The organism is Streptomyces wedmorensis (genome assembly GCF_000716445.1).
GTDB classification, from domain to species: domain Bacteria; phylum Actinomycetota; class Actinomycetes; order Streptomycetales; family Streptomycetaceae; genus Streptomyces; species Streptomyces wedmorensis.
The window spans coordinates 1-18,861 of record NZ_JNWK01000004.1; the positions used below are offsets into that span (position 1 = coordinate 1).

An 18,861-nucleotide genomic window follows, 5' to 3' on the forward strand; every position below is an offset into this window, starting at 1 on the left:
TCGGCGTCCGGATCGAGGACGACATCCTCGTCACCGAGGACGGCAACCGGAACCTGTCGGAGGCGCTGCCGCGCCGCTCCGACGAGGTCGAGGCGTGGATGGCCGCGCTGAAGGGCTGACTTCCGCGTACGTTGGAACCGAAGGGCCCCCGCCGACCGACCGGCGGGGGCCCTTCCCCGTGCGTCACGCCATGAGGAGCGACGGGCTGTCCCGCCACTTCAGGATCTTGTCGAAGCTGACCACCGCGCCGCCCCGGCCCGAGCGGTTGCCGAACTGGACGTGGTCGGCGAGCTCCTCGATCAGCCGCAGCCCGCGGCCGTGCTCGGCGTCGTCCGACGGCTCCCGCGGCACCCCGGCGCCCGGAAAGCCCGGCCCCGCGTCGGCGACCTCGATGCGGCAGGTCTCGCCGTCCAGGTACGCCGTCACCCGGTACGCCTCCGAGAGCGCCCCGCCCGGCACGCCGGTGCCGCCGCCGCCGTGCTCGACCGCGTTCGCACAGGCCTCGGTCAGCGCGACCGACAGGTCGTAGGACACGTCCGGATCGACGCCCGCCGTCTCCATCGTGCCCAGCAGGAGCCGCCGGGCGAGGGGCACGCTCGCGGCCTCGCGCCGCAGATGGAGTGACCACCAGATGCTCATGCTCCAGCCTCCCGGCAGCGGCTCGACATACCGATACCTATTGCCTGACGGAACCCTTCGTAAGCGCGCGAACGAGCCAAGAGCACTCGTCCGGCGGATGCGACCGGCCGGGCGCCGGTGTATGCCCCGCCCGAGAACCCGGTCCCGTCCCCGGGAAGACCCCCGTATGTCACCCCGAAGAGGCCCAAGAACGACCTTCCGGACCTGCCTCATGACGGTGAGGCCGCTGGTGCGATGATGGGCCCGCCATGACTGCCCCCGCGCTCGCTCCACGGCTGCTGAGGGCCGCGGTCTTCACCGCGGTCTGCGTCGTGCTGTCCGCGCTGGGCCACGCCCTCGCCGCCTGCGCGGGAATCGCCCTGTGGACCCTCCTCGCCGGCTTCCTCGGCGTCTTCGGGATCACCGTCCTCTTCACCGGACGCGAGCGCTCCCTCGGCTTCGTCGTCGGCGCCCTCGCCGGCGGGCAGCTCGGCCTGCACGTCCTCTTCGGCCTCGGACAGCGCCGGCTCGCGCTGAGCCCCGAGGCCGACGACGTCCTCGTACGGACGGCCGCCCGGCTCGTCTGCGGAGCGGGACCCGCGTCCCTCAGCCCCGCCGAGGCCACCCGGATCCTCGCCGACGCCGGAATCGACCCGGCCGGCGCGCACCCGCACCTGGCACACGCGGCCGCCGCACCCGCCGGGCAGCTGCTGCCCGGCCTGCCCATGCTGCTCGGACACCTGCTCGCCGCCCTGGCCACGGGCTGGCTGCTGCGCCGCGGCGACCGCGCCCTGCGCCGGCTCGTCGAGCTCTCCGAGCAGGGCGCGGCGGAACTGGCCGAGTGCGCGCTCGTGCGCTCGCTGCGGGCCGCGCTCCGCCTCGTACGGACCCTGCTCGCCGGACTGCCGACGGACCCGCGCACGGGGCCGCGGCCGGTCGTCCGCACCGCGGGGGACTCCTCGCCGCCGCCCGTGGCCGAGGCGCTCAGGAACACGGTGATCAGGCGCGGCCCGCCGGCCGCCGACTGCGTCCTCGCAGCCTGACGCGGACCGCTCACCAGGAGCGGGGCCGCGCACGTCCGCACGCCTGTGCGGGGCCCTCGCCCCCGGCATGCCGGACCCACCCGTCTTCCTCCGAGCTGGAGTGTCCTCTGCCATGACCGTTTCCCGTCTCACCGCCGGCCGTGTGTCCGCCGCCCGTGTCGCCCTCGCCGGCGGCATCGCCCTCTCCTCCGTCGTCCTGCTCTCCGGTACGGCCTTCGCGCACGTCAGCGTGCAGCCGCAGGGCGAGGCCGCCAAGGGCGGCTACGCGACCGTCAACGTCAAGGTCCCGAACGAGCGCGACAACGCCTCCACCGTGAAGCTGGAGGTCAACTTCCCGCTCGACCACCCGCTGGCCTCCGTGATGCCGCAGCCCGTCCCCGGCTGGAAGGCCGTGGTGACCAAGAGCAAGCTCGCCAAGCCGCTGGAGCTGCACGGGAAGACGATCAACGAGGCCGTCTCCAAGGTGACCTGGACCTCCGCCGGCTCGAAGATCGGCCCCGGCGAGTTCCAGCAGTTCCCGCTCTCGCTCGGCCGGCTGCCCGAGGACACCGACCAGCTCGTGCTCAAGGCGATCCAGACGTACGACAACAAGGAGGTCGTGCGCTGGATCGAGGAGGCGAAGGAGGGCGCGGACGAGCCGCAGAACCCGGCCCCCGTCCTCAAGCTGTCCGCCGCGTCCGCCGACCACCACGGCGGCGCCGCCAAGCCCACCGCCACCACGGACGCGAAGGGCGGGCACGACGACAAGGCCGGCGGCCACGAGGAGACCGCCTCCGCGCCCTCCTCGACCGACACCACGGCCCGCGTCCTCGGCGTCGTCGGCATCCTCGTCGGTGTCGCCGGCGTCGCCTTCGGCATCCTCGCCGGCCGCCGCCGCTCGGCCTGACGCCGCCCCCCCCACCCGAGAACCGAAAGAACCACCATGTCTGAAGAGAAGACGCCCGGGACGGACGCGCCCCGTCCCGGGCGGCGCACCCCGCTGGTCATCGCGGCCGTCGCGATCGCCGCGGCGATCGGCCTGACCGCGGCCGTCGGTCTCGGCGGCAACGACGACAAGGCCTCCGGGCCGGTCGCCGAGGTCTCCGGCGGAACCGACTCCGCCAAGGCCGCCACCGTCCTCGACCGGCCGTTCACCAAGCCCGACCTCGTCCTCACCGACACCAAGGGCGAGAAGTACGACCTGCGCGAGCGCACCAAGGGCAAGCCGACCCTCATCTACTTCGGCTACACCCACTGCCCCGACGTCTGCCCCATGACGATGAGCAACATCGCCATCGCCAAGAAGCAGCTCCCCAAGGCCGACCAGGACAAGCTCCAGGTCGTCTTCGTCACCACCGACCCCCAGCGGGACACCTCCGCCGAGCTCGCCAAGTGGCTGCCCGCCGCCGGCGACCCCTCCTTCACCGGTCTCACCGGCGACTTCTCCGCCATCCAGGCGGGAGCCCGGCAGATCGGCATCGGCATCGACCCGCCGAAGGTGGAGAACGGCAACGTCGTCTCCATGCACGGGGCCCAGGTGATCGCCTTCTCGCCCACGACCGACCAGGGCTACGTCCTGTACGGCGAGGACGCGAGCATCGACGACTACGCCAAGGACCTGCCGAAGATCATCAAGGGGGAGAACCCGTGAACCGCCGCACCACCGCCCTGACCGCCGCCGTGGCGCTCGCCGCCTCGCTCGCGCTGACCGGGTGCTCGTCCTCCGACGACAAGCCCCACCTGGAGGTCAGCGGCGCGTTCATCCCCCAGCCCGTGATGGACATGGCCGGCGGCTTCCTCACGATCAAGAACGACGGCGACACGGCGGACAAGCTCACCTCCGTCACCAGCCCGCTCTCCGACGACGTCACGATCCACGAGACGAAGGACCAGAAGATGCGGGAGGTGACGTCCTTCGACATCCCCGCCAACGGGGAGCTGAGGCTCGAACGCGGCGGCAACCACATCATGTTCATGGAACTGAAGTCGAAGCCGAAGCAGGGCGACAAGGTCAGCATCGAGCTCCACTTCGAGAAGGCCGACCCCATCAAGGTCGACGTTCCCGTCGAGGCGCCCAACCACAACCCGCAGCAGCACTGAGCTCGTTGACGGAGTGACACAGAGATGACAACCACCGCCCCGCGCCTCGGTACCGCCCTGGCCCGGCTGCTCGTCCTGGCGGCCGCGCTGCTCGGCACGCTCCTCGCCGGCGCCGCCCCCGCCTCCGCGCACGCGGCGCTGACCGGAAGCGACCCGAAGGACGGGGCGGTGGTCGCCACCGCCCCCAAGGAGGTCAACCTCACCTTCTCCGAACAGGTGGCCATGAGCCCCGACTCGATCCGGGTCCTCGACCCGGCGGGCCGGCGGGCCGACACCGGAGAGATCCGGGACCTGTGCAGCGGATCCGTCGTCCGCTACGGGGTGGGGCTCCGCGCCGGACTGCCCGACGGCACCTACACCGTCGCCTGGCAGACCGTCTCGGCCGACAGCCACCCCATCGCAGGCGCCTTCACCTTCTCCATCGGCGCCCCCTCCACCACCTCCGTCGCCCTGCCCGACCGGACCCCCGGCGGCGGAATCGTCGGCGTCCTCTACGGCATCGCGCGCTACCTCTCCTACGCCGGGTTCGCCGTCCTCGTCGGCGGCGGCGCCTTCGTCCTGGCCTGCTGGCCGCGCGGCGCGAGCGTCCGGCCCGTCCAGCAGACGGTCGTACGGGGCTGGCTGACCCTCACGGGAGCCACCCTGGCGCTGCTGCTCCTGCGCAACCCGTACACCGGTTCCGGCGAGCTCTCCGACGCCTTCGACCTGGCCGGCCTGAAGGCCGTCCTGGAGACCAAGACCGGGGCCGCGCTCACCTCCCGGCTGCTCCTGCTCGGCGCGGCCGCCCTCTTCGTGGCCGTCCTCTTCGGCGCCTACGCCCGGCGGACCGACCCGAAGGAGAAGAAGGACCTCGCCTTCGGCCTCGGCCTCGGCGGCACCGTCGTCGCCGCGGGCATCGCCGGCACCTGGGCGCTGGCCGAGCACGCCTCGACCGGCATCCAGCCCGGCATCGCCATGCCGGTCGACATCCTGCACCTCCTCGCCGTCGCCGCCTGGCTCGGCGGCCTCACCGTCCTCCTCGTCGCCCTGTACCGGGCACCGTCCCTCGACCGCCGGGCGGTCGCGCGCTTCTCGACGGTCGCCCTCGGCTCCGTGACCGTCCTCGCGGCCACCGGGCTCTACCAGTCCTGGCGCCAGGTCGGCTCCTGGTCCGCCCTCACCGGCACCCGCTACGGCCAGCTGCTCCTCGTCAAGGTCGGCCTCGTCGCCGTCCTCGTCGGCATCGCCTGGATCTCCCGCCGCTGGACCCGACGCCTGGCCGACCCGGCACCGGCGGCCACGGCCGCCGATGAGCCGGAGGCCTCGGGCGCGCTCGCGGCGGAGGCGAAGCCGGAACCGGAGGACGAGGGCGCGGGCGCGGGCGCGGTCGAGCCGGAGACGGAGGGCGCGGGCGCGGTCGAGCCGGAGACCGAGGGCGCGGGCGCGGTCGAGCCGGAGGCGGAGGCCGACCCCGAGCGGGCCGCTCAGCTGGCGCGGCAGCGGGCCGCCGTCGCGACCGCGCGGCGGAAGCGGGAGCGGGACGCCGATCCCGAGCGGGCCGGTCTGCGCCGGTCGGTGCTGACCGAGGCCGCCGTCGCCGTCGTGCTGCTCGCCGTGACCACGATCCTCACCTCCACCGAACCCGGCCGCACCGAGGAGGAGGCCGGGCGGGCCGGCACCGCCTCCTCCGGCCCGGCCGCGGTGCCCGACCGGCCCGTCGACATCCGGCTGCCGTTCGACACCGGGGGCGTGGACGGCAAGGGCGTCGTCCGGCTCAGCCTCGACCCCGGGCGCACCGGCGCCAACGCGCTCCACATCTTCGTCGAGCGCCCCAACGGCAAGCCGCTGGACGTCCCGGAGATCAAGGTCGCCCTCACCCTGGAGGCGAAGGACGTCGGCCCGCTGCCCGTCGCCCCCGACCGGATCCAGACCGGGCACTGGAGCGCGAGCGGCGTCCAGATCCCGATGCCGGGCGACTGGAAGATCCAGGTCACCGTCCGTACCTCCGACATCGACCAGACCACCATCGACAAGAACGTGAAGATCGGCTGAGCGACGTGACCGACAGCGACAACCTTGAGATCTCCCGTCGGCGCCTCCTCGGCACCGTCGGCGCGGCGGGCGCGGCCGGGCTCGTCATCGGCGCGGCCGGCGGCGTCGGCGTCTCCTCGGCCGTCTCCGGCGACGACGGCTCCGGCGGCTCCGGCTCGGGCGGCGCCCAGGCGCTGACCACCGTCGGCGCGACCGAGGTCGCGTTCCACGGGAGGCATCAGGCCGGCATCACCACCCCCCTCCAGGCGCGCGGCCATCTGGTCGCGTTCGACCTCGCCCCCGGCGCCGGCCGCAAGGAGGCCGCCGCGCTGCTGCGCCGCTGGTCGGCCACGGCGAAGACACTGATGGCGGGCAAGGCGCCGGCCGGGGACACGGGCATCGCGCTCGACGCGGGTCCCTCCTCCCTCACGGTCACCTTCGGCTTCGGCCGGACGTTCTTCGACCGCACCGGGCTCGCCTCGCGCCGCCCCACCGCGCTCGACCCGCTGCCGGCCTTCTCCGCCGACGCCCTCGACGCCCGGCGCTCGGAGGGCGATCTGTGGGTGCAGATCGGTGCCGACGACGCCCTCGTCGCGTTCCACGCGCTGCGCGCCCTGCAGAAGGACGCGGGTGACGCGGCCCGCGTCCGCTGGCAGATGAACGGCTTCAACCGCTCGGCCGGCGCCACCGCGAAGCCGATGACCGCCCGCAACCTCATGGGCCAGGTCGACGGCACCGGCAACCCGAAGCCCACCGATCCCGACTTCGACCGGCGGATCTTCGTCCCGGCCGGGGCGAGCGGCGCGGAGGAGTGGATGGCGGGCGGCTCGTACGCGGTGGTGCGGCGGATCCGGATGCTGCTCGACGACTGGGAGAAGCTGCCGCAGGACCGGCAGGAGAAGGTCATCGGACGGCGGAAGTCCGACGGGGCCCCGCTCAGCGGCGGCACCGAGACCACCGAGCTCGACCTGAACAAGCTCGGACCCGACGGGAAGACGGTGATCCCCGACAACGCCCACTCCCGGATCTCCGCCCCCGAACAGAACGGCGGGGCGGCGATGCTGCGCCGGCCGTTCTCCTTCCACGACGGGATCGGCCCGGACGGGACCCCGGACGCCGGACTCCTCTTCGTCTGCTGGCAGGCCGACCCGCTGAGGGGCTTCGTCCCGGTGCAGCGCAAGCTCGACCGGGGAGACGCCCTGTCCGCCTTCATCCGGCACGAGGCGAGCGGCCTCTTCGCGGTGCCCGGCGGCCCCGCCGAGGGCGAGTACGTGGGCCAGCGGCTCCTGGAGGCCTGAGCGGGCACGCGCCCGGAGGCCGGACCGGAGCCCTGGGCGGCTGCGTGCCCGGGCCGACCGGCGGAACGGGCGTCACCGGCCGGACCGGCACCACCGGCCGGACCGGCGGGAGTCCGTTCGAGAGGGCGGCCCGCGTCTCCGGCGACCATTAGGGTGACGGTATGTCCGCCACCCGGTTCACGTATCTCGGCCCCGAGGGCACCTTCACGGAGGCCGCCCTCCGTACGCTGCCCGAGGCGGCGACGCGGGAGCTCGTCCCGATGGTCTCCGTCCCGGCCGCGCTCGACGCCGTACGGAACGGGGAGGCCGCCGCAGCGCTCGTCCCGATCGAGAACTCGGTCGAGGGCGGGGTGACCGCGACCCTGGACGAGCTGGCCTCCGGCGAGCCGTTGATGATCTACCGCGAGGTGCTCCTTCCGATCGCCTTCGCGCTGCTGGTGCGGCCCGGCACCAAGCTCTCGGAGATCAAGACGGTGACGGGGCACCCTGTGGCCCAGCCGCAGGTGCGGAACTGGCTCCGGAAGCACCTGCCGGAGGCGGTGTGGGAGTCGGCCGCCTCCAACGCGGACGGTGCCCGGCTGGTGCAGGAGGGCCGCTTCGACGCCGCCTTCGCCGGGGAGTTCGCGGCGGCGACGTACGGTCTCGAGGCGCTGGTCACCGAGATCCACGACGCGGAGAACGCGGAGACCCGCTTCGTGCTGGTGGGCCGGCCGGCCCGGCCGGCGGCCCCGACGGGTGCCGACAAGACCTCGGTGGTGCTGTGGCTGGGTGACGATCATCCGGGTGCCCTCCTCGAGCTGCTCCAGGAGTTCGCGGTGCGCGGGGTGAACCTGATGCTGATCCAGTCCCGTCCCACGGGGGCCGGGATCGGCAACTACTGCTTCGCCGTGGACGCCGAGGGCCATATCTCGGACCGTCGGGTGGGCGAGGCGCTGATGGGGCTCAAGCGGATCTGCCCCCAGGTGCGCTTCCTCGGCTCGTACCCGAGGGCGGGTGTCGCGGTCGAGGACGTGCCGCCGCTGCGGCGGGGGACTTCGGACCAGGCGTTCACGGCGGCCTCCGATTGGTTGGCGAGGGCCCAGGACGGTCGGGCCTGACCCGATACTGACCGACCGCTCCCGCCACCGTGGGCGGTCGTCCACAGGTACGAACCACTAGTCCTACCTGCATACTTTTCGGTTACCCACAGAGGTTATCCACAGGCGTCTCGTCCAACCTGGGGACAAGTCGACACCTCGCTCCGACAAGGTCGACAAATCACCCTGACGACTCCCCTTTTTCTGCCGTCCGTCCACAGCTCCCGGACGACGCCCACGTCAGCACCCCTCGCCCGATCAACTCTTTAGAGCGAGCAATTCCCACCCAAATGAGTGGGCAAATGGTGTTTGATCACGGAATTCCCAGGAGCGACCACGGAAATCCACGCGCCGTCGCCCGTAGTCCACAGATCTTCCGCACAGCCTGTGGATAAGTGAATGCGAGCCCTGGGGATCCGGCATTTTCACGAGTCTCAATTCGGGCAAAACAACACGCGCGACCTTATCCGGTGGGGTCACGTGAACGCGCACCGGTAGCCTGGTGGGGTGATTGACCTTCGCCTGCTCCGTGAGGACCCCGACCGTGTTCGCGCCTCCCAGCGCGCCCGTGGAGAGGACGTCGCGCTCGTCGACGCCCTGCTCTCCGCCGATGAACGGCGCAGGTCGTCCGGCGTCCGCTTCGACGAGCTCCGATCCGAGCAGAAGGCGCTCGGCAAGCTGATCCCCAAGGCCACCCCCGAGGAGCGCGCCGGGCTCCTCCAGAAGGCCGAGCAGCTCAAGATCGACGTCAAGGCCGCCGAGGCCGAGCAGAACGAGGCCGACGAGACGGCCAAGCAGCTCCTGCTCCAGCTCGGGAACATCGTCCACACGGACGTCCCGGTCGGCGGCGAGGAGGACTTCGTCGTCCTCGAGACGCACGGCACCATCCGCGACTTCGCGGCCGAGGGCTTCGAGCCCAAGGACCACCTGGAGCTGGGCGAGGCGCTCGGCGCCATCGACGTCGAGCGGGGCGCCAAGGTCTCCGGCTCGCGCTTCTACTACCTGACCGGCGTCGGCGCCCTGCTTGAGCTGGCCCTGGTCAACGCGGCGATCGCCCAGGCCACCGAGGCCGGCTTCATCCCCATGCTGACCCCCGCGCTGGTCCGTCCGCGCGCCATGGAGGGCACCGGTTTCCTCGGCCAGGCCGCGGAGAACGTGTACCACCTGGAGAAGGACGACTACTACCTCGTCGGCACGTCCGAGGTGCCCCTCGCCGCGTACCACATGGACGAGATCATCGAGGCCGACAAGCTGCCGCTGCGGTACGCGGGCTTCTCGCCCTGCTTCCGCCGCGAGGCCGGCACGTACGGCAAGGACACCCGGGGCATCTTCCGCGTCCACCAGTTCGACAAGGTCGAGATGTTCTCGTACGTCGCGCCGGAGGACGCCGAGGCCGAGCACAAGCGGCTCCTGGAGTGGGAGAAGCAGTGGCTGACCAGCCTCGATCTGCCCTTCCAGGTGATCGACGTCGCCACCGGCGACCTCGGCGCCTCGGCCTCCCGCAAGTTCGACTGCGAGGCGTGGATCCCGACGCAGGGCAAGTACCGCGAGCTGACCTCCGCGTCGAACTGCGACAGCTTCCAGGCCCGCCGGCTCTCCGTCCGCATGCGCGACGAGCAGGGCGGCAAGAAGACCGTGCAGCCGCTGGCCACCCTGAACGGCACGCTGTGCGCCGTACCGCGCACGATCGTGGCGATCCTGGAGAACCACCAGCTCGCCGACGGTTCGGTGCGGGTGCCCGAGGTCCTGCGGCCGTACCTCGGCGGACGCGAGGTCCTGGAGCCGATCTCCAAGTGAGCCCGTTCCCCTACCGCCTGGTCGCGACGGACCTCGACGGCACGCTGCTGCGTTCCGACGAGTCCGTCTCGGACCGCACGCGGAACGCGCTCGCCGCCGCGACGGCGGCGGGCGCCGCGCACATCGTGGTCACCGGCCGGGCGGTGCCCTGGACCCGGCACATCCTCGACGACCTCGGCTACGAGGGGATCGCGGTGTGCGGGCAGGGCGCGCAGGTCTACCACGCCGGCGAGCACCGGCTGCTGACCTCGCTGACCCTGGACCGGCAGCTCGCGGGACTGGCCCTCTCCAAGATCGAGGCCGAGGTGGGCCCGCTGGCCCTCGCCGCGAGCCGTGACGGTCTGGACGGCGAGGTCCTGATGGGCCCGGGCTACAAGGCCCAGGAAGGTCCCCTGCCGTACGTGCCGTACGAGGACCCGGCGGAGCTGTGGTCGGCGCCGCTGACCAAGCTGTACATCCAGCACCCGACGCTGACCGACGACGAGCTGACCCGGGCCGCCCGCGAGACCGTCGGCGGGCTCGTCGACGTCGTGATGGCCGGCCCCGGCATCGTGGAGATCCTCCCGCTCGGCCTCAGCAAGGCGACCGGGCTGTCGCTGGCCGCCCGCCGTCTCGGCGTGAAGGCCGCGGAGACGATCGCCTTCGGCGACATGCCGAACGACATCCCGATGTTCGGCTGGGCGGCCCACGGCGTGGCCATGGGCAACGCGCACGAGGAACTGCGGGTGGTGGCGGACGAGGTGACGGCCTCCAACGAGGAGGACGGCATCGCGCTCGTCCTGGAGCGCCTGCTGAGCGCCTGACCCTCCGGAACCCTCGAAGGCCACCCCGCGGGGTGGCCTTCGTCGTGCTCGGCGGAGGATGCGCGGATCGAACGCGCGCGGGGTCTCCCCCGACTACGGCTTAGCAAGCCGCTGCCTTACCACTCGGCCAATCCTCCGGGAGGGAGCGGCCCGCGCGGACGAGGTCCACGCGCTCGAAGCGGCCGCTCCCTTCGGGGGATCCCCCGTGCCCCCCGTACAACTAGTCTGCGCCGGGCCCCTGTTCGAGTGCGACCGATTTTTCTCCGCGGGTCAGGGGATAGCAGGCGAGCCCGATCGCCAGCGAGATCGCGTGGCCGAGGTCGGTGTACGTCCGGTCGGTGGCGAGCGGTACGAGGAAGAACGCGAGCACCGCGGCGAGGTAGAGCCAGCGCCAGGGGCGCGGCAGCCGGTAGGTCAGGATCCCGGCCGAGGCGGCGAGGCCGTAGCTGACCCCGATGTCGACGACGTGTGCCATGCTGCGCGGCACGTCGTGGAGCCGGATGGCCACCAGGACGACCTGCTGGCTGATCAGGGTCGCCGCGATGTGCGCCGTCGCCACGGTGAAGAGCCACTTCGGGGTGCCGAGCCAGCGCTCCACGGGGGCGTGCAGGACTTCGAAGAGGAGCGCGTACAGCAGGACGTCGGCGGGGTCCTCGATCCAGAACGCGCTGCCGAGCAGCGCCCGCAGCGGATGGTGCGCGAGCTGGTGGAGATTGCTGCTGTTGCGGTGGAGGAGGTACGTCTCCAGCGCGTCCGGGGAGAGCGCGATGACGAGGCTGGTGAGCGCGATGACCGCCAGCCACACATGCGTACCGGGTGACGAACGCACCCACGACCTGATCGGCCGGGACGGTTCGCCACCCGGGGAGGTTTTGCTCGGCACCTTTCAGTGCCTATCACCCCACGATGGGAGAAACCTCAGAAATTGATCATGTGTCCCGCAATACCGTGGATCGCTTCCTTCACGGCCTCGCCCAGCGTCGGGTGCGCGTGCACGTTCCGGGCGACCTCGTGGACGGTGAGGTCCCACTGCTGGGCCAGGGTCAGCTCGGGCAGCAGCTCGGTGACGTCCGGACCGATCAGGTGGGCGCCGATGATCTCGCCGTGGGTGCCGTCGGCGACGATCTTGACGAAGCCGGTGGCGTCGCCCAGACCGTGCGCCTTGCCGTTCGCGACGAACGGGAACTTGGCGACCTTGACGTCGAAGCCCTTCTCGCGGGCCTGCGCCTCGGTCCAGCCGAAGCTGGCGATCTGCGGCTGGCAGTAGGTCGCGCGCGGGATCATCGGGTAGTCGAGCTCCATCGTCTCGGCGTCCCCGATGGTCTCGGCCGCGATGACGCCCATGGCCTCGGCGGTGTGCGCGAGCATCAGCTTGGCGGTGACGTCACCGATCGCGTAGATGTGCGGCACGGAGGTGCGGCAGCGGCCGTCGACGTCGATCGCGCCGCGCTCGGTGAGGGCGACACCGGTGGCCTCCAGGCCGTAGCCGGTGACGTTCGGGGCGAAGCCGATGGCCTGGAGGACCTTGTCGGCCTCCAGGACCTTCTGGACGCCGTCCTTGCCGGTGACGGTGACGCGGACCTGCGGGCCGGACTCGTCGATGGCCTCGACGCGGGTCGAGGTGAGGACGTCGATGCCGAGCTTGCGGTACTGCTTCGCCAGCTCCTTGGAGACCTCTTCGTCCTCCAGCGGGGCGATGCGGTCGAGGAACTCGACGATCGTGACCTTGGTGCCGTAGTTGTTGAGGACGTACGCGAACTCGATGCCGATCGCGCCGGCGCCGGCGATGACGATCGACTTGGGGGCGTCCTCGGCGAGGATCTGCTGCTCGTACGAGACGACGCGGTCGCTGAGGGCGGTGCCCGGGAGCAGACGCGGGGTGGCGCCGGTCGCGATGACGCAGTTGTCGAAGGTGATCGTCTCCGAGGTGCCGTCGGACTTCGCCACCTGGAGGGTGTTCGCGTCGAGGAACGTGCCCCGGCCGTTGAACTCGGTGATCCCGTTCTTCTTCATGAGGAAGTGGACGCCCTTGACCCGGCCGTCCGCGACCGAGCGGCTGCGGCGGTAGGCGTCGCCGTAGTCGAACGTGACGGTGCCGTCGACCTTGATGCCGAAGGTCTTGGCCTCGTGGTTGAAGATGTGGGCGAGTTCGGCGTTGCGCAGCAGCGCCTTGGTGGGGATGCAGCCGACGTTCAGGCAGACACCGCCCCAGTACTTCTCCTCGACGACCGCGACCCGCTTGCCCAGCTGGGCGGCGCGGATGGCGGCGACGTAGCCGCCGGGGCCAGCTCCGAGTACGACGACGTCGAAGCGGTCTGACATGACTGACTCCCGAGGGTGATGAGGGTGTTCGGTGCACGTACGGGCCCACAGTAGTCCGGTCGCTGCGGCCCGGCCGGAGAGGCGAGGGAGGTCACTTGTAGGATGACTGGGCAACCGGGCGAATAGGGGATTCTCGATGGCTCTGAAGGCGGCGGGGCGCACCTCGCTGGTCGACTCCGTGGTGGACCAGCTGCGCACGCAACTCACCGACGGGGAGTGGACGGTCGGCGACCGCATCCCGACCGAGCACGAGCTCGCGCAGCAGCTCGGCGTGGGCCGCAACACCGTCCGCGAGGCGGTCCGGGTCCTCGTCCACGCCGGCCTCCTGGAGTCCCGCCAGGGCAACGGCACCTTCGTCAGGTCGACCGCCGACCCGGCCGCCGTCCTGCGCGGGGTGCGTCACGCGGGCGCGTCCGACGTCCTCGAACTGCGGATCGCCCTGGAGGCCGAGGCCGCCCGGCTCGCGGCCGCCCGGCGCGACGCCGACGACCTGCTGCGGCTGCGGGCGGCCCTGGCCGGCCTGCGGGAGGAGGGCGACCGGGACGCGGACGCCGACCTCGCCTTCCACCTGGCCGTCGTCGGCGCGACCCACAACGCCGCCTTCGTCGAGGTGTACCGCTTCTTCTCCGCCCAGGTGCACGAGGTGCTGGTGGAGGCCCTGGGCGACCACGAGATGCCGCCGGTCGACATCGACGCCCACGACGCGCTGGTGACGGCGATCGAGGCGGGCGACCCGGACGCGGCCGAGCGGCAGGCCCGCGAACTGCTGCGGGTCCCGATGGAGACGGTCGCCGCCCTGGCCGAACCGACCCGATGAGCACCGGGGCACGCACGACGGAAGGCGTCCGGCCCGAGGCCCGGGTACGGCGGCCGGACGAGCGGGCGGCCGCCCGGCGGGCGCGGGTCGCGCACCCGGCGGTTCTCCTCGTCGGCATCGTGCTGGCCTCGCTGAACATGCGGGTCGCGCTGGCGAGCGTGGCGCCGCTGGTCGGCGAGATGTCCGAGGACTTCGGGCTCTCCTCGACGGCGAGTTCGCTGGTGACCTCGGTGCCCGTGCTGTTCCTGGGCGTGGGCGCGCTGGTCGCTCCCTGGCTCGGCCGCCGCCTCGGTGCCGAGCGCGTGCTGTTCGGGGCGCTCCTCCTGCTCGGCGTCGGCATCCTCGTGCGCGTCCTGCCGTCCGTGTTCGCGCTGTACGGAGGCGGGATCCTCGTCGGCACCGCGATCGCCCTGCTCAACGTCCTGATGCCGGGCCTGATCAAGCGGGACTTCCCGGACCGGGGCGCGGCCATGACCTCGGTCTACACGAGCGCGATGATCGCCGGTGCGACGGTGGCGGCGGCGGCCGCGGTGCCGTTGGAGAAGGCGCTGGGCGGCGGCTGGCAGGCCTCGCTCGGCGTCTGGTCGCTGCTGGCCGCGGTCGCGGCCCTCGCCTGGCTGCCGCAGGTGCTGATCGCCCGCGGCCGTACGGACCACGCGGTACGGGCCGTCCCGGCCGCCGGCGCCCGCCCGGTGCGGGTCTGGCGCTCGGCGCTGGCCTGGCAGGTCACGCTGTTCATGGGGTTGCAGTCGCTGTGGTCGTACGTGCTGATCGCCTGGATGCCGACGATGTTCACCGACCACGGGATGAGCCGCTCCACCGCCGGCGTGATCTTCGCCTTCAACAACCTCATCCAGATCGCGGGCGCCTTCCTGGTGCCGCTGCTCGCCGGCCGGATGCGGAGTCAGCGCCCGCTGGTCGTGCTGGTCACCACGCTGGTCGCGGCCGGGTACGCCGGACTGATGACGGCGCCCGTGCAGGGCGCCTGGCTCTGGTCCGCGGTGCTCGGCATCGGCCAGGGCGGGGCGGTGGGCCTCGCCCTGACCCTGATCGTGCTGCGCTCCGGGGACGCGGTGACCGCCGCCCGGCTGTCCGGGATGGCCCAGACGGTGGGCTATCTGCTCGCCGCGGCGGGGCCGCTGGCTGCCGGCGCCCTCCACCAGGCCACCGGCTCCTGGACCCTGCCGATCTGCGGCGTCCTCGGCGTCTGCGCGGCGGCCCTCGCCGTGGGCCTGCTCGCGGCCCGGGACCGGACGGTGTGAGCCGTCGGTCCGTCCCCGGTCCGGGACTGGGTCGTGGGTGGGGAGGGCGGGGGCGGGGCGTCGCGGGGTGGGGCTCCCGGGGGCGGGGGACGCCCCCGGAGCCGTACCGCATCCGTCCGGGGTGACTACTCCTCGCCGGCCAGCTTCAGGGTCCGCAGCTTGTGGCCGGCGAACCAGGTCGCGGCGACGGTGACCGCGATGAGGAGTATCGAGGCCGTCGGGAGCGCGACCTCGGAGGTGACCAGGCCGTCGCCGGTGACCTTCTCCGCGAGGGCCAGCGCCCACTGCTGGACGCTCAGGGTCTTCGCCCCGGCGATCAGGGAGCCGAACAGCGCCTCCCACACCAGGGCGTAGACCAGGCCGATCACCACGGCGTGCCGGCTGACCGTGCCGAGCAGCAGGAACAGCGCGCTGTACGTGATGGACGCCACCAGGGCCGCCACCGTGTACGCGACGGCCACCTGCTGCCCGTTGCCGTTGAGGATGAAGCCGGCGATCAGTGTCGGGACGGCGGAGAAGACCATGGTGACCGCGATCGCCACGATCAGCTTGGTGAAGATGATCGTGGGCCGCTTCACCGGCTTGGACAGCAGGTAGACGATCGAGCCGTCGTCGATCTCGGGTCCGATCGCGCCCGTGCCGGCGATCACGCCGATCAGCGGCACCATCGTGGCCAGCGCGAAGCCGCCGAGGACGTCGGCCGCGACCTGGTCGTCCGCGCCGTTGAAACCGCGGACCGCCGCCGAGATGAGCAGCAGCATGCCTGGCAGCAGGAAGAGGATCAGCGCCCTGCGGCGGCCGAGGAGGGCCCGGTAGGTGAGCCGGGCGACTGTGGGGTTGTACATCGGTCAGGCTCCTTTCAGGCCGCGACGAGGTACGAGAAGACCGATTCGAGGGACTCGTCCGAGGGCGAGACCGTCAGCAGACGGATACCGCGCTCCTTCGCGACCTTCGGCAGCAGCTCCGTGAACCGTCCGAAGTCGACCGCCTGCACGCGCAGTCCGCCCTCCGCGTGGTCGACCTCGATGCCGGCCGTCGACGGGTCGGCGATCAGCGCGGCGGCGAGGGCCCGGTCGTCGCTGGAGCGGACGAGGTAGCGGTGCGGCCGGTCGGTCATCAGGCGGCGGATCTTGCGGAAGTCGCCGGAGGCCGCGTGACGCCCGGCCACGATCACCTCGATGTGGGAGGCGAGCTGCTCGACCTCCTCCAGGATGTGCGAGGAGAACAGCACGGTGCGGCCGTCCGCGCCCATCCGCCGCAGCAGGTCCATCAGCTGCATGCGCTGGCGCGGGTCCATGCCGTTGAACGGCTCGTCGAGCAGCAGCACCGACGGCTCGTGCACGAGGGCCGAGGCCATCTTCACGCGCTGCCGCATGCCCTTGCTGTACGTGGAGATCCTGCGGTCCTGGGCGTACTCCATCTCGACCGTGGCCAGGGCCCGCTGGGCCTCCTTCGAGCCGAGGCCCTGCAACTCCGCGTTCGCCTGGACGAATTCGCGGCCGGTGAGGAAGTCGTACATCGCCTCCCGCTCGGGCACGACACCGATCTCGCGGTAGACCGACTCGTTCCCCCAGATCGTCCGGCCGTCGAGGGTGACGGAGCCGGTGGAGGGGTCGAGGAAGCCGCCCATCATGTTGATCAGGGTGGACTTCCCCGCGCCGTTGGGCCCGAGGAGACCGGTGACGCCCGGCCCGACCGACATCGTGACGTCGTTCACGGCCACGACGTTGCCGAACCAGCGGGAGACGTGGTCGATGTGGAGCGTTGTCACAGCCCGACCTTTCGGTAGCGGCGCATCAGGATGCCGTACGAGCCGGCCACGAGCGCGAGGACGACCAGCAGATAGACCACGCCGACACCGGCGCCCGGACCCCCGCCGTCGGGGAAGCCCGTCGGTGCGCCCAGGAAGGCGGTCTGCACACCGTCGATCAGGGTCATCGGCGAGAACAGGCCGAGCCACTGGATGGCGCCCTCGTTCTCCGTGGCGTAGGCGATGCCCATGAGGGTGGACACCGCCCCGTACGAGATCGTGAAGACGGCGATCACGGCGGCGACACCGAAGCCGCGGCGCGGGGTGAGGGCCGCCATGACCAGCCCTATGCCGCCGAACAGCAGCGAGAGCAGGGCCACCGAGACGAGCCCCTGGCCGAACATCTTGCTCTGCTCGACGAAGTCCATCTTCGCCAGCATCGAGCCGATCCAGAGGATCAGCAGCGGTGATGCGGTGAGGACGAAGAGCGCCGAGGCCATCGCGCCGAACTTGGCGAGGACGTAGTCCACGCGCTCGATCGGCCGGGAGAAGTACAGCGGCACCGTCCGGAACCGGAGGTCCCGGGAGACGGACTGGGGCGCCTGCGAGGCCAGGTAGATGCTGATGACGACCTGGAGGAACAGCGCGTACTGCGTGTACTCGATCGACAGCTTGGACTGCTTGGTGACGACCGCGACCGCGACGATGATCAGCGCCGGGACGCACATCACCGCGAAGAGCAGCATCGGCAGCACCTTGGACTTGGCGCTGCGGCCCAGACCGTACGCGCCGCGCAGCGACTGCGAGAACAGCGACCGGCGCGCGTACGCCCGGCCGAGGCGCGGGCCGTCGTAGGAGCGGTAGCCGATGTTGTGGATCCGGGTCGTGTCGGGAGCGGCCTTGGAGGTGTCGGTGCTCATCGGGCCTGCACCTCCTCGTGGTCCGTCGCCTTGAAGACCTCGGCGATGTGGTGGCGGCGCTGCTCCATGCGGACCAGGCCGAGGCCGAGGCCTGCGACGGTGTCCCGCACGAGGTCGTACGTCTCCTCGCCGGCCGCCTCCATGAGCAGGATGTGGCCGGCGCCGGGCAGGCCGTCCTCGACGCCCGCGTGGATCGTGACCCCGGCGGAGGCGAGGGCCTCGCGGAGCGCGGCCGTGCCGTCGGGGTGGTCGTCGGAGTCGGTGACCTCGACCGCGAGCGTCGCGGTGATCCGGGTGAAGTCGCTGGTGGAGCTGGAGCGGAGGAGCCGTCCGCCGTCGATGACGACGACGTGGTCGCAGGTGCGCTCCAGCTCGCCCAGGAGGTGCGAGGTGACGAGGACGGAGATGCCGAAGTCGGTCCAGACGCGGCGGATCAGTCCGAGCATCTCGTCGCGGCCGACGGGGTCGAGGCCGTTCGTCGGCTCGTCGAGGAGGACCAGCTTCGGGTCGTGGACCAGGGCCTGGGCGAGCTTCACCCGCTGCTTCATGCCCGTCGAGTAGCCGCCCATGGGGCGGTAGCGCTCCTCGTACAGGCCGACGTGGCGCAGGGTGTCGGCGGTCCGCTCGCGGGCGGCGGTCGCGGGCAGCCCGGACATCCGCGCCATGTGGACGACGAACTCGGTCGCCGAGACGTCCGGCGGGAGGCAGTCGTGCTCCGGCATGTATCCGACGCGCTCACGGATCTGGGCGCCGGCGGTCCGGACGTCGAGGCCCAGGACCTCGGCGTGGCCCTCCGTGGCGGGGGAGAGGCCGAGCAGAATCTTGATCATGGTGGACTTGCCGGCTCCGTTGGCACCCACGAGTCCGGTCACACCGGGCCCGATGTCCAGGGAGAGCCGGTCAAGCGCGGTCACCCGGGGGAACCGCTTGCTGAGGCTTTCGGTCGCGATCACAGTCACGCTTCGACGGTAGTGGCGCGCGCCACAGCGGTCGTCAGCCCAACGGCTCGATCCTTGTCCGACCAGAGGAGTACAAGCCAGTAGGGGAGGTCGCGACGAAAGTCTTT

The 18,861-nt window shown here is 71.8% G+C and carries 18 protein-coding genes and 1 tRNA gene; 11 read left to right on the forward strand and 8 right to left on the reverse strand.

Annotated features, from left to right (window positions below; all coding sequences use genetic code 11):
• Positions 1–183: 183 nt before the first annotated feature.
• Positions 184–639, reverse strand: a complete 456-nt coding sequence (locus OO54_RS03510; RefSeq protein ID WP_033201395.1) for an ATP-binding protein — start codon at positions 637–639, stop codon at positions 184–186.
• A 248-nt stretch (positions 640–887) separates the two neighbouring features.
• Between OO54_RS03510 and OO54_RS03515 the strand changes: the two genes are divergently transcribed.
• From OO54_RS03515 to OO54_RS03555, 9 genes are all read left to right on the forward strand, one after another.
• On the forward strand, positions 888–1,661 hold the full coding sequence (locus tag OO54_RS03515) for a hypothetical protein (RefSeq protein ID WP_033201396.1): 774 nt from the start codon (positions 888–890) through the stop codon (positions 1,659–1,661).
• 112 nt (positions 1,662–1,773) lie between these two features.
• On the forward strand, positions 1,774–2,547 hold the full coding sequence (locus tag OO54_RS03520; protein ID WP_234439358.1) for a YcnI family copper-binding membrane protein: 774 nt from the start codon (positions 1,774–1,776) through the stop codon (positions 2,545–2,547).
• Positions 2,548–2,583: 36 nt separating this feature from the next.
• Entirely contained in the window at positions 2,584–3,291 is a 708-nt protein-coding gene (locus OO54_RS03525; RefSeq protein ID WP_200146644.1) for an SCO family protein, read from the forward strand.
• Complete coding sequence (locus tag OO54_RS03530) at positions 3,288–3,740, forward strand: copper chaperone PCu(A)C (protein ID WP_033201397.1); 453 nt, start codon at positions 3,288–3,290, stop codon at positions 3,738–3,740. Before OO54_RS03525 ends, OO54_RS03530 begins: the two co-directional genes overlap by 4 nt.
• A gap of 24 nt (positions 3,741–3,764) precedes the next feature.
• Positions 3,765–5,771: a copper resistance protein CopC gene (locus tag OO54_RS03535; RefSeq protein ID WP_033201398.1), complete on the forward strand. Its 2,007-nt coding sequence runs from the start codon at positions 3,765–3,767 to the stop codon at positions 5,769–5,771.
• A 5-nt stretch (positions 5,772–5,776) separates the two neighbouring features.
• Positions 5,777–7,048: an iron uptake transporter deferrochelatase/peroxidase subunit gene (efeB, locus tag OO54_RS03540; protein WP_033201399.1), complete on the forward strand. Its 1,272-nt coding sequence runs from the start codon at positions 5,777–5,779 to the stop codon at positions 7,046–7,048.
• A 161-nt stretch (positions 7,049–7,209) separates the two neighbouring features.
• Entirely contained in the window at positions 7,210–8,145 is a 936-nt protein-coding gene (gene pheA / locus OO54_RS03545; RefSeq protein WP_033201400.1) for a prephenate dehydratase, read from the forward strand.
• Between the two features lie 486 nt (positions 8,146–8,631).
• Entirely contained in the window at positions 8,632–9,921 is a 1,290-nt protein-coding gene (gene serS, locus OO54_RS03550) for a serine--tRNA ligase (protein ID WP_033201401.1), read from the forward strand.
• Positions 9,918–10,724 (forward strand): HAD family hydrolase, encoded by an 807-nt coding sequence (locus OO54_RS03555; protein ID WP_033201402.1) that lies wholly within the window; start codon positions 9,918–9,920, stop codon positions 10,722–10,724. The genes serS and OO54_RS03555 overlap by 4 nt, the downstream gene beginning before the upstream one ends.
• Positions 10,725–10,776: 52 nt before the next feature.
• Here the strand turns inward: OO54_RS03555 and OO54_RS03560 are convergent.
• The 3 genes from OO54_RS03560 to lpdA all read right to left on the reverse strand — a co-directional run bounded on the left by OO54_RS03560 (position 10,777) and on the right by lpdA (position 13,046).
• Positions 10,777–10,861, reverse strand: a tRNA-Ser gene (locus OO54_RS03560).
• 83 nt (positions 10,862–10,944) lie between these two features.
• Positions 10,945–11,607, reverse strand: coding sequence for a rhomboid-like protein (locus tag OO54_RS03565; RefSeq protein WP_033201403.1), 663 nt, complete (start codon positions 11,605–11,607; stop codon positions 10,945–10,947).
• 35 nt (positions 11,608–11,642) lie between these two features.
• Positions 11,643–13,046, reverse strand: a complete 1,404-nt coding sequence (lpdA, locus tag OO54_RS03570; RefSeq protein WP_033201404.1) for a dihydrolipoyl dehydrogenase — start codon at positions 13,044–13,046, stop codon at positions 11,643–11,645.
• Between the two features lie 136 nt (positions 13,047–13,182).
• On the opposite strand from lpdA, the gene OO54_RS03575 reads away from it, so the two are divergent.
• On the forward strand, positions 13,183–13,863 hold the full coding sequence (locus OO54_RS03575) for a FadR/GntR family transcriptional regulator (RefSeq protein ID WP_033201405.1): 681 nt from the start codon (positions 13,183–13,185) through the stop codon (positions 13,861–13,863).
• Positions 13,860–15,125 (forward strand): CynX/NimT family MFS transporter, encoded by a 1,266-nt coding sequence (locus OO54_RS03580; RefSeq protein WP_033201406.1) that lies wholly within the window; start codon positions 13,860–13,862, stop codon positions 15,123–15,125. The genes OO54_RS03575 and OO54_RS03580 overlap by 4 nt, the downstream gene beginning before the upstream one ends.
• Before the next feature lie 125 nt (positions 15,126–15,250).
• Here the strand turns inward: OO54_RS03580 and OO54_RS03585 are convergent, their stop codons facing one another.
• From OO54_RS03585 to OO54_RS03600, 4 genes are read right to left on the reverse strand one after another with little or no spacing between them, the layout of a single operon-like run.
• A complete protein-coding gene (locus OO54_RS03585) occupies positions 15,251–15,970 on the reverse strand; it encodes an ABC transporter permease (RefSeq protein ID WP_033201407.1) in 720 nt (239 codons plus the stop codon).
• A gap of 14 nt (positions 15,971–15,984) precedes the next feature.
• Positions 15,985–16,896: an ABC transporter ATP-binding protein gene (locus OO54_RS03590; protein WP_033201408.1), complete on the reverse strand. Its 912-nt coding sequence runs from the start codon at positions 16,894–16,896 to the stop codon at positions 15,985–15,987.
• Complete coding sequence (locus OO54_RS03595; protein WP_017240458.1) at positions 16,893–17,795, reverse strand: ABC transporter permease; 903 nt, start codon at positions 17,793–17,795, stop codon at positions 16,893–16,895. Before OO54_RS03595 ends, OO54_RS03590 begins: the two co-directional genes overlap by 4 nt.
• Complete coding sequence (locus OO54_RS03600; RefSeq protein ID WP_033201409.1) at positions 17,792–18,748, reverse strand: ABC transporter ATP-binding protein; 957 nt, start codon at positions 18,746–18,748, stop codon at positions 17,792–17,794. The genes OO54_RS03595 and OO54_RS03600 overlap by 4 nt, the downstream gene beginning before the upstream one ends.
• Between the last annotated feature and the right edge of the window lie 113 nt (positions 18,749–18,861).